This is a genomic window from Sphaerothrix gracilis Ecp01, from assembly GCF_030405905.1.
GTDB classification, from domain to species: domain Bacteria; phylum Cyanobacteriota; class Cyanobacteriia; order Phormidesmidales; family Phormidesmidaceae; genus Sphaerothrix; species Sphaerothrix gracilis.
Genome location: NZ_JASATW010000013.1, coordinates 46,553 through 59,537 on the forward strand (window position 1 = coordinate 46,553; position 12,985 = coordinate 59,537).

At 49.7% G+C, this 12,985-nt stretch carries 11 protein-coding genes and 1 pseudogene; 5 read left to right on the plus strand and 7 right to left on the minus strand.

The window, feature by feature from the left end; translation table 11 throughout:
• Nucleotides 1-3: 3 nt before the first annotated feature.
• The gene (locus QJQ48_RS15715) at nt 4-252 is read left to right on the plus strand and encodes a hypothetical protein (RefSeq protein WP_346292190.1); all 249 of its coding nucleotides are present in this window, start codon (nt 4-6) and stop codon (nt 250-252) included.
• Between the two features lie 26 nt (nt 253-278).
• On the opposite strand, the gene QJQ48_RS15720 is transcribed toward QJQ48_RS15715, so the two are convergent.
• Both QJQ48_RS15720 and QJQ48_RS15725 read right to left on the minus strand, forming a co-directional pair.
• A complete protein-coding gene (locus QJQ48_RS15720; protein WP_346292191.1) occupies nt 279-3,533 on the minus strand; it encodes a leucine-rich repeat domain-containing protein in 3,255 nt (1,084 codons plus the stop codon).
• A gap of 141 nt (nt 3,534-3,674) precedes the next feature.
• Complete coding sequence (locus QJQ48_RS15725; protein ID WP_346292192.1) at nt 3,675-4,160, minus strand: molybdenum cofactor biosynthesis protein MoaE; 486 nt, start codon at nt 4,158-4,160, stop codon at nt 3,675-3,677.
• A 373-nt stretch (nt 4,161-4,533) separates the two neighbouring features.
• On the opposite strand from QJQ48_RS15725, the gene QJQ48_RS15730 reads away from it, so the two are divergent.
• A complete protein-coding gene (locus QJQ48_RS15730) occupies nt 4,534-4,995 on the plus strand; it encodes an orange carotenoid protein N-terminal domain-containing protein (protein ID WP_346292193.1) in 462 nt (153 codons plus the stop codon).
• A gap of 157 nt (nt 4,996-5,152) precedes the next feature.
• On the plus strand, nt 5,153-5,710 hold the full coding sequence (locus tag QJQ48_RS15735) for a DUF2854 domain-containing protein (protein ID WP_346292194.1): 558 nt from the start codon (nt 5,153-5,155) through the stop codon (nt 5,708-5,710).
• 6 nt (nt 5,711-5,716) lie between these two features.
• Here QJQ48_RS15735 and QJQ48_RS15740 read toward each other — a convergent pair whose 3' ends face one another.
• The 4 genes and pseudogenes from QJQ48_RS15740 to QJQ48_RS15755 all read right to left on the minus strand — a co-directional run bounded on the left by QJQ48_RS15740 (nt 5,717) and on the right by QJQ48_RS15755 (nt 8,904).
• A complete protein-coding gene (locus QJQ48_RS15740; protein ID WP_346292195.1) occupies nt 5,717-6,340 on the minus strand; it encodes a helix-turn-helix transcriptional regulator in 624 nt (207 codons plus the stop codon).
• Nucleotides 6,341-6,380: 40 nt separating this feature from the next.
• Complete coding sequence (locus QJQ48_RS15745; protein ID WP_346292196.1) at nt 6,381-7,016, minus strand: SMI1/KNR4 family protein; 636 nt, start codon at nt 7,014-7,016, stop codon at nt 6,381-6,383.
• Between the two features lie 101 nt (nt 7,017-7,117).
• Nucleotides 7,118-8,209, minus strand: a pseudogene (locus QJQ48_RS15750) (helix-hairpin-helix domain-containing protein); the annotation flags it as partial.
• A gap of 185 nt (nt 8,210-8,394) precedes the next feature.
• Nucleotides 8,395-8,904 carry a hypothetical protein gene (locus tag QJQ48_RS15755; RefSeq protein ID WP_346292197.1) on the minus strand — a complete coding sequence of 170 codons (510 nt, stop codon included), beginning with the start codon at nt 8,902-8,904 and terminating at the stop codon, nt 8,395-8,397.
• Between the two features lie 789 nt (nt 8,905-9,693).
• On the opposite strand from QJQ48_RS15755, the gene QJQ48_RS15760 reads away from it, so the two are divergent.
• The gene (locus QJQ48_RS15760) at nt 9,694-10,386 is read left to right on the plus strand and encodes a helix-turn-helix transcriptional regulator (RefSeq protein ID WP_346292198.1); all 693 of its coding nucleotides are present in this window, start codon (nt 9,694-9,696) and stop codon (nt 10,384-10,386) included.
• Between the two features lie 70 nt (nt 10,387-10,456).
• On the opposite strand, the gene QJQ48_RS15765 is transcribed toward QJQ48_RS15760, so the two are convergent.
• A complete protein-coding gene (locus QJQ48_RS15765) occupies nt 10,457-10,711 on the minus strand; it encodes a CRR7 family NDH-1 assembly protein (protein ID WP_346292199.1) in 255 nt (84 codons plus the stop codon).
• Between the two features lie 311 nt (nt 10,712-11,022).
• Between QJQ48_RS15765 and sir the strand changes: the two genes are divergently transcribed.
• Nucleotides 11,023-12,966 carry a sulfite reductase, ferredoxin dependent gene (sir, locus tag QJQ48_RS15770; RefSeq protein WP_346292200.1) on the plus strand — a complete coding sequence of 648 codons (1,944 nt, stop codon included), beginning with the start codon at nt 11,023-11,025 and terminating at the stop codon, nt 12,964-12,966.
• Nucleotides 12,967-12,985 lie beyond the last annotated feature (19 nt).

The following is a 12,985-nucleotide window of genomic DNA, read 5'->3' on the forward strand; positions in this document are numbered from 1 at the left end:
GCAATGTCGGAACAATCTTCTTCAGAGTTTTCTAAGTCTTCTATCGAGGCTTTAGCGGAAGCGCTGGCTAACTTTGAAACTCAGGCCAATCGCCTGATCCTCATTGGCACATCAGACTGGGTAAAAGGCGTGATTTACCAGCTACACCGTGCCCACATTGCCGACATGAGTGCTTGGACAAGACTGATGCCGACCCAAAATCCTGACGAAGTAATCAGCCTACTTCAGCGCCGCCGACCTACGGAAAGCTAGGTAGATCTCAGACTATGCTTCAAGACTTAATATTCGCTTACGAATTGAGGATGCACCCATAGAAACTCACGGCGTTTATTCTGGACGCGCACCAAACCGCCGAAGCCGGGGTCTTTTTCTTTCAGCAGGGCATGAAGCTCTCGCAGCATTGAACCTTGCGCCCGAACGGCTTCCCCCTGTTCAAAGTCAGGTGAATTGCGTTTAGTCTGCCAGTCTACAGCGAGGTCACTTCCCTGGATGCCAAACTCAAGGCTTTTCTGACCGAGATCGAGTTCTTCCTGAATGCCTTGGTAAGTGGCATCGTCGAGCATGAACTGAGTGGTTGAGGCAGCGACGGGGAGTACCAGGCTCAGGGTGCCTGTGAGCAGTTTGAAATAGGGTACGGCTTTGGTAAACCATTCGCGGTTGAGTTCCAGCTCGTAGACACCTTGCTGGCTGTCCGCCGGATTGAGCGCTGGAAGAGGTTTACGGGCATGTTCGCACCAGAGCGTGAGCTGAAACTTGGCGCTAATCCATTTGGGGCGATCGAAAAATCCGGGGTCAACGGGCTTGAAGCTAAACAACCGGGGGCCGTCTTTGGCTTCGTCGGTCAGCATTTGCATTAGAGAAGCAAATCGCTGGTCAACTTGGCTCATCAAGGCCCGTTGCTTTTGAGATAGCGCCTGGTAGCGTTGCTGATCGCGGCGATCGAGCGTCACGAGATCGCGGCGAATGACAGCTAGCTCGTCTTTGACCACATCTCGGACCTGCTCAAGCCCAGCACCTTGAGAGAGCGAGGACGCTGTGGGGGCATTGTTCAGCAGTTGGTCAATGCTTTGCCATTCGTCACAGCCAGAAACCGGACAGGGAAAGTCAGGCCGATTTTTCTTTTTGCTCTCAACTAGCTTTTGAACCTCAAAGAGGCCATGTCCGGGCTTTTCCATGCCGCAGGGAGCAATGCAGGGCACCATGATGTTGCAGTTTAGCCCTTCCCAAAAGCTCTTAACCAGCCATTTCACTTCTTCTGTGAGGTAAGAGAGGAAGCGTTCGGGGTAGGCGGCGCGAACGGTGATTTTGACATCGTTGCCGATATGCTCTAGCAGAGCGCGACCGTTGTAGTCGTTGTCGAGCATGAGGCCCCGCTGCCAGTGGACGCTTTTGTCGTAGTCGTCTCGGCCCAGGGAGTATTTGTGTAGACGGACGATGAGCTGGTAAAACAGTCCTTCGGCATTGGCACTCTGGCCGCGATCGTCTACGATGCGGCAGATTTGTACCTGCTGTCTGTCTCCGGCTTGGGGCTGTGCGCCCCAGTTGGGTAGTGCGTCTGGGCGCTGGTCGGGAACCAGTTGGGCAATCAAGCTGGTGGTGCTGTCTTCTGGAGAGGCTGGATTGAGGACGACTTTGTAGGAGAGGTCAAAGCGCTCCATCAGTCGCAGAAAGACGGGATGGAGTTCTTTGGGGTAGCCGGTTTCACCCGCAAAGGGCGGATGGCTCCAGATCTGGCTGAGGTGTTCAAATTCGACCAGTCCACTGCGCTGGCGCGTTGTTTCGTCATCCAGCACAAAGCTAATGGCTTTGGCTAGCCAATCCGGCTGCAGAATGACGATGTCCTGCAGAATGGGGTCGTAATGATAGTGGATCAGATGTCCCAGGGTGTGAGACACGCGCACAAACAGCTCGGCGGCAAAGCCCTCTAGGCCGTGTTCTTTACAAAGGGCGATGACATCTTTGTAGGGCAGATAGGTCTTGCCGGAGTCTGCTAGGAGTTCTCGAAGGTGTTGCCATTTGGTAGGTACCTTACGGCCCATGCCATCTACGGTGGCGGCGGCTTTGGCAATGGCTGCTCGCAGTTCGGCAATTCCGCTGCAGACCTGGGTTTCTGGGTGGGGTTTGCTATCAATATGGAAGAAGCCGACGACCGTTTCGCTGCCAAACAGATCGATGAGTTCCTGACGGTCAATATCGGGTTGGCGCTGTCCGGGGCCGCCGTGGGTAGCGACTACCAGCACTTTGGCATCCGGTTCTCGATGCTTAATCAGCGTAATCCACTCTTTGACAAATCCTTGCTGCGGCCCTTCGCGCGGCTTCCAAACGACTAAATAGACCGCGGATGAACTGAAAAAGAGCTGATGGGTCGGACGATAAACTCGCTGTCCGCCAAAATCCCAGCCGTTCAGTGTGATTTCTATGCCGTTATTAGGAGCACTCACAATTACAGACTTAATCTCAATACCATGTGTCGTGAGGCGATTTTCTATCCACTGATCTCCTCGTAACGCTCCCAGCAAGCAACTTTTACCGACCTCACCCTCACCAACGAAGATCAACTTAGCCTCATTTAGTATCACCTCTCCTTCTGCCCTAGCTCGCAGGTATTGCATTACAGATTCAGTACCTTGCTCATAAGCGATCGAGAGATCGGGATGAAGCGGATTTTGATCCAGACTGAAATCTACCAGTTGAGGAATCTTGATTAGAGAAGTTGGTAAATCATTTAGCTGATTTTCATTTAGGAAAAGTATTTGCAACTGTGTCAGCGACGCGATCGCCTCGGGCAATTCCCTTAGTTGGTTGCCAGATAGGAAAAGTATCTGCAACTGTGTCAGCGACGCGATCGCCTCGGGCAATTCCCTTAGTTGGTTGCCAGATAGGAAAAGTATCTGCAACTGTGTCAGCGACGCGATCGCCTCGGGCAATTCCCTTAGTTGGGTTTTAGATAGATAAAGTTCTTGCAGCTGAGTCAACAACGCGATTGCCTCGGGCAATTCTGTCAGTTGGTTTTCAGATAGGTCAAGTGTTTGCAACTGTGTCAGCGACGCGATCGTCTCGGGCAATTCTGTCAGTTGATTTGCAGATAGGTCAAGTGTTTGCAACTGTGTCAGCGACGCGATCGCCTCGGGCAATTCTGTCAGTTGGTTTCTAGACAGATTCAGGGTTTGCAACTGTGTCAGCGACGCGATCGTCTCGGGCAATTCTGTCAGTTGATTTGCAGATAGGTCAAGTGTTTGCAACTGTGTCAGCGACGCGATCGCCTCGGGCAATTCTGTCAGTTGATTTCCAGATAGATCAAGTGATTGCAACTGAGTCAGCGACGCGATCGCCTCGGGCAGTTCTGCTAATCGATTTCGAGAGCTTTTCCAAAAGTCTCCGCCGAGATTGAGCTTTTGCAGATTCATCAGATGACCAATCAATTCAGGTCCCTCGGTCAACTTTAAGCTTCGCAGATCAAGTTCCGTCGCCCCCTCCCGACGAGCCACCTCAATCCGTCTCTCTGCCTCCCGATAGGCTTCATCCCGCGCCATAGTCTCTCATCCACAATTTTGCTGACTCCGTTATAGCCTCGTCTCAGCAAAATCAGTGAAAGATATATGCCAAGTCTAAAGTTGGCGAGCTTGATATTTAAAAACAGACCTACAAACTCACGCTTGCAAGCGAAGACGCGACTACTCTGCTTCACATGCCCCAATACTCACCCAGCTAGTTGAACCATCCGCCCAGTGCTCCTTCTTCCAAATTGGTGCATTGTGCTTCAGCGTATCGATCGCATACTGACAGGCCGCAAACGCCTCCGAACGGTGCGGACAGCCCACCGCTACCAAAACGCTAATCTCCCCCACGCTCAGCTTGCCAGTGCGGTGATGAATCACCACCCGCGTCACCTGCGACCACTGCTTGCGAATACTTTGAGCAATTTGCCGAAACACCTCCAGCGCCATCGGCTCATACGCCTGATACTCCAAAGACACGACGGCTCGCCCCTCAGTGTTGTCTCGCACCATGCCGCTCATCACCACGATCGCGCCATTGGCGGCAGTATCCGCCTGCTGATAGACCGCTTCTAATGACAGCGGTGCAAAGGTAATGGCAAAGCGATCGCCCGGATGAGCCTCAGCAGGTCTTAGGGCATTAGACGATAGGTTGACAGTCATGGAACAGGACAGCGTTTCAGTTTCTAATATGGCTATCCATTTAGCTTATCCTGCCAAACCCAACCGAGCTGAGCTAGAGGCAAATTATTGTAAATCGACCCTGAAGAGAGATTAGACAAGCTCTAATTTGTTTCAACCAAAAGCCTCAATTTAGCTGTAGTTATCAGAAAAGCCGCTCAGCCATAATCTCTCCGTAGTAGTAAAAAGCTGGAAAAGAATATTCTCAGATCTACCCCTTTCGCAAGTTCCCATTAGTATTTATTTTTGTAAAGCTGTTAATAGAGTTAAAGATTAATGATTTATCTAGCTTGAAAAAACAGCAGCTATAAATCATGAAATATATCTCATTGACGTAAATTTTTAGGAGGTTTCTATGGCATACGTAGCCACTGATGCCGTTAAGCAATCATTAGATCTTTTTCAAAAGTTTGATACAGACACTCAGCTTGCACTGCTGTGGTACGGCTACTTAGATATTAAAGAGCAGCTCAGCCCAGCCCCAGCGCACAGCGCCGAGGACATGGGTTCTGTCGCTTACAATCGCATCAAAACGATGTCCAAAGACGATCAGCTTCAGGCCCAGCGCGAGATTGCCAATCACGCTGATACTCCCATCAGCCGTGAGTATGGTGCTCTGAGCAGCAGCGGTAAACTTGAACTCTGGCTATTGCTAGCACAGGGAATCGAGTCCGGTGAAATCATCGCCGTACCCAACGATTACGAACTCCCCTCTGAAACTAACGAGTTTGTAGAGCACATCAAGTCACTCGACTTTGAACAACGGGTCAACTTTACCCGCAGTGCAGTAGACAAAATGGGCTTTGCCTCAGTGTAAAACCAAATAACTAGCTAGTTTCAAGCATTTGAATAGTTTTCTAATCCGCGCCTACTCTCGGTAGGTGCGGATTTATTGATGTCAAATAGACCATGCAGGGCTAGCTCATGGGATGATAGAAGCAATATATTGCAATTTGTAAAGCAAAGAGATTCTTATGCTGCGTAAAATTCCCCTCGGCGCTGTCTTGCTCTCAGTAGGTTCAGTCTTGACTGTAGTTGGCTTTATTGCCTACTTTCAGGAGCGAGCCACTCTAAATCTAGTGGGTTTTTTCTATGGCGTACCCGTTTTATTGGGAGGTCTAGCCTTAAAAGCGGCTGAGTTAAAACCAACTCCCTACTCTCAGCCGACAACGCCTGAAGTTGAAGCCCTGCGGCAGCAGCAGGCTACGCCAACGCAGAACCAGATTCGCAATGATGTCACTCGCTATCGCTATGGGCAAGAAGCTCATTTAGATGAGTCATTAGAGCGGCTAGGTCTTAGCCCCAACGACGATCAGCGTCCGGTGCTGGTTGCAATTCAAGAAACGGCTATTGACGATGCCTACGCTTTAGTGCTGGAATTTGAGTCTCCCCACGTTGACTTTGAAACCTGGCAGTCTAAGCAAGATAAGATTCAGCGTTTTTTTGGCCCCGGCATCACCGCGCAGATTGCTCAGCCTGAGGGCGATCGCATTGATCTGGCTTTGATTGCGGCTGCTCAAGCGGCTGAGTAACTGAGTTTATGAACTAATACAGTCAGGCGCTAGAATCTGTTTCTGCTTAGCGTGGACGCTGCGCATATGCTTCTTCACCGTATTGGGTGTAATATCGAGTTCTGCGGCAATCTGCTTATAGGTTTGCCCTTGCCGGTGCAGTAGCCAAACTTCTTTTTCGCGGGGCGTCAATCCATACTGCTCCGCTTCTTCATAAGCAATGGACTGAATGGCCTGCTGCTTATCTTCAATGAACAGAAGCAAGCAAGATTCTTGTAGCCTGTCCACGCTCAGCCATCTTGCCCGCACCTGCAAAGTCACCTCATTCTCGACAAAAATTTCGGACTGGACCAGCCAATGCTGATTGGGAAATAGATAGCGGCTTTGGATTAGATACTGGCAGACATGCCAAATTTCTTGAGGAACAATATCTGCGGCAATATCCTCTGAGCGAAAGTAATTTAAGGCCCGCCGAGCGCTGGGAGTGGCGTAAATAAGTTTTCTTTGAGTTGTTAAAACTAAAATGCCCTCGATCAGCTCGCTCAAGAGACTTTCTAAATTCAAAAACTGATTAAATTTGCAGAAGGTGTCTGAGTCTGATAGATGAACCGATGTTTTTTCAATATTTAAGTTAAGGCTTGCCTTAGACATGGTTTTAGTTGCTTATGGGGCAGTTTTTCCAAGCCAGCAATCACAGCTCTCTTAGCTCTAAAAAGTTTTTATGTTCGGCCTGCATCATTTCTAAAAACGAACGATATCGATCGGCTCCTGGCAGCAAGTCACTGAAAAACCAGGCTTCCCACTCTCCGCCGCTTGTCACTACTTGGGGATTGAGCAGATAGATTGAGGCGTCGCCTTTAGAACTGATTTCCAAAGCAGTCCACAGGTCTTGAATTCTCAGTTTGCTGCAGTCTTGATGATCGCCATAGCTGAAATAAGCGGTATCGGAGAGAGCGTCTAAGCTAGCGCTAGAGCCATTTTTAGCTGCATTAGTCTGATGCCGAGATAAATGTCGATAAACAAATTCTTCAATCCAGTGTGAATGGTTAACGCGGAACCAAGTAACTGATTCGATTGGCAGGATTCGATGGATGAAAGGAGTTGGACAGCGCCAGCCGTTCGTCACCATCAAAAATTCTCGATAAGAAGGAGGGAGCGATCGCTGTAACTGAGCCTCAGCTTGTAGAATCTGGTTTTCACTCGCAGCAGGGTACCCTAGCCATTCATCTTCTAAAACTTGCTGAGGTAGCGCCGTTTTCTCCTGCACTGTCTCAATGACTTCCTGACTCCACTGCTTTAAAAATGCTTTCCAGTCAAAAGTATTCATGAGCGCCAGCACGCCTTTATAGACCTGAGATTTGAAGCAAAAATTTTGTCTAGTCCGTCAATTAGTCTGTCAATTGCGATCGCAGCTTGCAGGCATTGGGCTTAAATCACCTGCAGGGCTGGAATCTCGAAAAAGCCTGGGATGGCCGCTAAGCTGGGCAAGGTTATTAGCAGGCGTAGGCGATAGATGCCGCTGGCAAGCTGTAGGTCAGAGAGAGTGATGCTATATAGTGCTTGCTTGGCACCGAGAGTAACGGTCTGGGTCTGGCTAAAAGCAATACTTTCGCCGCTGGTACGATTTTGCATCTGTGCCTGTAGTTGGCAGTTGACCTCGGTGACCGCTGAAGCCGATTCAGCTAGATTGAGGAAGCTGAAGGCAACCTCCAGGGCGAACGGCGTATTTTGCTCAAGCGGTACGGTAAAGGTCTGCCCAGACTGAGCAATCATCTGCGTTCCCATCACCTGAGCGGCCTGTTTGAGATAAACTTTCTCAATGGCGATCGCTACTCGCTCGGCTGGTTCTGCCGCTGTCTCAGTCACCGCCGCTGTCTCGGGTAGGCGCGTCAGCATCCACTGCTGGAGCTGAGATTTTTCAAGACCAGACCAGGTTTCATGTTCAGATGAATCAACCTGCTCAATCCGGGTGCGCTGCTGAATTTGTCCCGATACTTCACGACTTTCAAACCAAATCCGAAAGGCCGCTAGCGATCGCCAATCGGATGCGATCGCCTGTGATACTTCAGCCTCGCCTGCGGCTACCTCACTGTCTAACGCCTCACTGGTGGCGGTTTCTGCATCCTCGCCCGTCGTTACTTCACTTGTCGCCACCTCAGTTTCTATCGCCTCACCTGCGCCAGCGTCAGTGGTTGCCTCTGATAGCGCCTCGGTTTCCGCACGCTCCGCCGTTTCGGCAGCCTGAGTCTCCGTAGCTGAAGTTGCCTCAATACGACTGCGGGCTTGTTCTACCCACTCCTCAACTTGTTCCTCAGTCACAGCGTGTTCGGCCGCTTGGAGCTGAGCAGTTATTTGATCAACGTCGGCCTCAGCTAGATCTGATAGCGTTTTAATTCCAACAGATTCGAACCATTGCCGCTTGGCTTCTCCAATACCGCGAATCTGAGTCAAACTTTGAGAAGCCACAGAATTCTCTGGATGCGTTTCTTCTCCTGATGAAGACTGAGTCATATTTTTTCTCCCACTGCGATCGCGGTGCTATAGACCTGTTGCGAGTCAAGCAGCGCCTTGCTAATACTTTTTAGTCCAAGACTGGCAGATTTAAACCACCTGCCAGTCCGGGCGTGTTTCATCTAAGCAGACAGTTGTTTGGCATGTCTTCTCAGGAGAAGAGTGACGGCTACTCCCTCCTGAGAAAAGTTGCACTAGTAGACCTGAAGCAGGACTTCGCTGATAAAGCCGAAGCCTAGAATCTCGTGGCTGCATTCATTGTCCACCGGACCCACTTGCACGACAGAGGCAATCTTATAGAAGCCGGGGGTAAGCCCTGCTCCTTGTGGCGTGCCCTCGTAGCAAACAACATAGGACAGCTTGTCTTTCTCGGTGCTTTCAACAACCGTCACTTCGGTCTCTGTCGCCGTGCCAAATCCCTCTAGCGCAAAGATTACGGTCAGCCTCATCTTTAGGCACAGCAGTAGCCGCGTGAGAGGACTGTCATGAAAAGTGATGGTGACGCAAATCTTGAACTGCTCGTTACGGGAGATAACAAGAGGCGAGTTTTGCGGATGAGGGGGATGGGAAGGCGCCGTTTGACCGCCTACCATCAGGTCGTTCAAAGTAAAATGAACGGGTCCCAAAATATTATCAGTGTAGGTTTCAGTCGCCGTATATTGCGGGCTAGGCTGGGGGGCTACGGCAGGTACTCCATTAGGCATTTTAATAGTCTCCTATTTGAACTGAATTGGGTGAATGATGCAAACAAGCTCAGTCATTCTTAGCGGTAGTCACCACAACTGGCTCTGTGCTTGTTCGTTAACCGCATGATGGCAAAGCTCCCCCCGACTGCAAATTCTCCTCAGGGGATACCACTTTAAAGGCCGTTACACTTTTTATTTCAACGCTATATCTAGAGTCTTATAGGCAATCAGCTAAGCAGGCAGATCTAATCGTTTTCAGGATGGATGAGTGACAGCGTAACCCGCGCAGATGCTGGGTTTTGTTCCTCAACCCCAACCTACATTTACCCCTGTTTAACTGCGCTTACCTGCTTAGCTCAAAACGCTATCAGTAGCATCAACAGACTGACTAGCTTGACTCTTCTAAAAATAGGCTGACTGCATCGCCAGTTTTGGTCTGCCTCTCAGGCCATCTGAGCATGAATACCTTGACCCAGCCGACCTAGCCGTATCTTTTTGAGCCAGGAATTTCTATTCTTGAGCCTGTAGAAAAGATAGGTGAAAGCCGTAGACCCGAAGTGTGCTTGTTATTACCAGTTTCTCTTTCTGCCTTCTCAGCAATTTGTTCGTATTTTTTTGACTATGAGCCGAAATATTCGAGCCACTCTAGAAAAAATCGCTGTTAACAAACAAAAATGATATTAGCCCTCAAAAAGGTATACATAGAAATAAAGACAGTCGAGCTAACTTCGTTTAGCAGACATTTAGAGAGTTAAACATATTTGCCTGTTACATTCGCGTACCCTTACACTAGAATGCTTTTTTTCGATGATTTATTCAGAAAATCTTACAACCAATTTTGATTGTTCATTCAACAGCAATTCTGCTCAGAAAGAGAACGAATTTTGCAATCAAAGCGCATTTTTTGAAGCTGAAAGCAATCAAGACAATCTACTCAATCAGGTTTTTCATTATTTTATAAATGGCGTCTTAATCTTGACAGAGAAAGGATTGCCAATTTATAAAAATAGAAATGCAGAGGCTATTTTAAGAAAATTGCGTAAACGCAACGGCTCCAACGAAGCAATTCCTTTGGAAATTCGCCATATCTGCAAGGTTTTGTCAGAAAGCCGCTGTCTATTTCCGCAACAAAGCTGGCTGATTGAGTCGAGGATCGTAATTGATCAGCTTAACGTTTTCTTTATCAAAGCCCGTTGGATTCAAACTGAGTCTAGCGATGAATTTTATTTACTTCTGGTGATGGAAGATCAAACCCAGGTAGTGGAGGAGATTGCAGCGGCTGAGGCTCAGCAATATGGCTTGACGGCGAGGGAAAAAGAAGTTTGGCTGCTGCAGCGTAAAAATTATACCTACAAGGCGATCGCACAGACGCTCAAAATTACGCCCAATACGGTTAAAAAGCACATGAAGCATATTCTAGAGAAGCAGAAGACGGCTTTTCGGCAATCATGTCAGCTTCTGGGCGGTTCGCTAAAATCTACAGGTACCCTTGCAGGGTAAGGATAGCTTTACAGTTCTTTAAAACTTGCTGCTTTTTTATTGTTTCGTCATCTCAGCAGGGCGATCGCCGTCATTTTTCTAAACGTACGGCATACCACTGTAGGGTTTCTCCTGGTTTCAGCTCCAGTTCGCAAGCCGTGTTGATCAGGTGTTTGGCCTGCTCGGCGCGGCTAGAGAATTTCTTTAAATCTCTAGGTAGTTCCTCTTGTCCGGCTAGAATCGCTTCTAGCTGAGTCTGTAACTCCTCAGGCGTGAGAAAAACTTCCGACTTCCCCGGTGCAAGCAAGACAAACATATCCTCTTGAAACATAATTGGATCTGGCATCAAAACTCCCGGCGATCGCCCCTATATCCTCCTCTTCAGGATAAAACAGTCTGCTGCACCCATGCCCCGATTAGCCGTTTTCTCAACTGAAGCATCAGCCACTTTTTGGGTAGTCAGCCCACAGCAAACCAGCAGAATTAACGATTCCTAACATCTAGGTGACTCGCTTCAGTGGATCCAGTGATAGGATAAAAAAGATTCACCACAATTCCGACCGGGTTACCGGACAATCTTAAGAATTATCTTAAGAATTCTGGGTAGCTCGCGTTTTCGTGTTTTGGTACATCGCAATTACTCCATCTGGCTTGGACATGGTTCAGACTCCGATTCAAAATTCGACGCAATCTGCTCAAAAGAAAGTTTCAAAGCTTGAGGGCATCAAAGAGCGCAGCGATTTTCTCCGCGAGCCGCTAGCGAGTGAGCTGCGGGAAGAGACAACTCACTTTTCCGATCCGGCTATCCAAATCTTGAAGTTTCACGGCTCCTATCAGCAAGACAACCGGGATAACCGGGTGAAAGGACAGGAAAAGGACTATCAGTTCATGCTGCGGACGCGCAACCCAGGCGGTTTTATTCCGCCGGAGCTGATGCTGACCCTCGATCGCCTTTCCGAGGAATACGGTAATCATACGCTGCGAGTCACTACCCGTCAGGGCTTTCAAATTCACGGCATTCTTAAAAAGAATCTCAAAGAGACGGTAGCAGCTATTGTCCGCAGTATGGGGTCTACTCTAGGTGCCTGCGGCGATATCAACCGCAACGTCATGGCCCCGCCAGCCCCATACCAAGATCGGACGGAGTACGTCTATGCCCGTCAGTATGCTGACAACATTGCTGATTTGCTAGCCCCGCAAACCGGAGCCTACTACGAAATCTGGCTGGACGGAGAAAAAGCAATTACGGCAGAAGAAGCGCCGGAGGTCGTCGCCGCTCGGCAGCGCAACGGCAACGGCACGATTGTCCACGACAGCGTAGAGCCGATTTACGGCACTTACTACATGCCGCGCAAATTCAAATGCGCGGTGACGGTACCGGGGGACAACTCCATTGACATCTATACCCAGGATGTCACCCTGGTTGTGATGACAAACGATGCCGGAGAGCTACAGGGCTTCAACGTTCTGGCGGGAGGCGGCATGGGCCGCACTCACAACAAAGAAGAAACCTTTGCCCGTCTGGCCGATCCGATTGGCTATGTAGCCAAAGAAGATGTCTACGACCTGTTGAAGGCAATTGTCGCTACCCAGCGAGACTATGGCGATCGCTTTAATCGCCGTCATGCCCGCATGAAGTACCTGATCAATGACTGGGGCGTGGAAAAATTCCGGGAAACGGTTGAAGGTTTCTTTGGCAAAAAGCTGGAACCTTTCAAGCCGCTGCCGGAATGGAAATACTACGACTACCTGGGCTGGCACGAACAGGGTGACGGCAAGCTATTTGTTGGTATTTCAGTAGAAAATGGCCGCGTTCATGACAACGGCAAGCTGCAGCTCAAAACAGCGCTGCGGGAAATTTCTGAGCGCTTCCACCTGCCGATTCGCCTCACCGCTAACCACAATATTGTTCTCTATGAGATCGATCCGGCCGATCAGGCCGCGATTCAGGAAATTCTCGATCGCTGCGGGATTCAGGCCGAAGCCGAAGTTGATCCGCTGGTGCGCTACTCAATGGCCTGCCCGGCCCTGCCCACCTGCGGACTGGCAATCACCGAGTCGGAGCGGATCATTCCCAGCATCATCGACCGTCTCAAAGCTTTACTCACCAAGTTAGACCTGAGCAGTGAGCACTTTGTCATTCGCATGACCGGCTGCCCCAACGGCTGCGCCCGTCCTTACATGGCAGAGCTGGGCTTTGTCGGCAGTGCCCCCGACAGCTACCAGATTTGGCTAGGGGGATCCCCCAACCAAACCCGGCTGGCTCGGCCCTATGTTGATCGCCTCCATATAGACGAGCTAGAAAAGGGACTAGAGCCTATCTTTGTCTATTTCCGGGAGTCACGCCAGGGACAAGAGAGTTTCGGTGATTTTTGCGATCGCGTTGGGCTAGAGACCATTCGTCAGTACGTCGAAAACTACACGTCTACAGATGCCCGCCATCTAGAATCAGCAACGCCGCCCCAGGGTGGCAGCCGCCACCGCATTGGCATTACCCATGATGTCTATGCGCAGCTGAAGGCAGCATCTGAGCAGCAGGGTCGGCCCATGTCGCAGATTACGGCAGAGGCAGTTTTGGCCTATCTCAAAAATCAGGGATAAACTTAAAAACTTGCCTGCG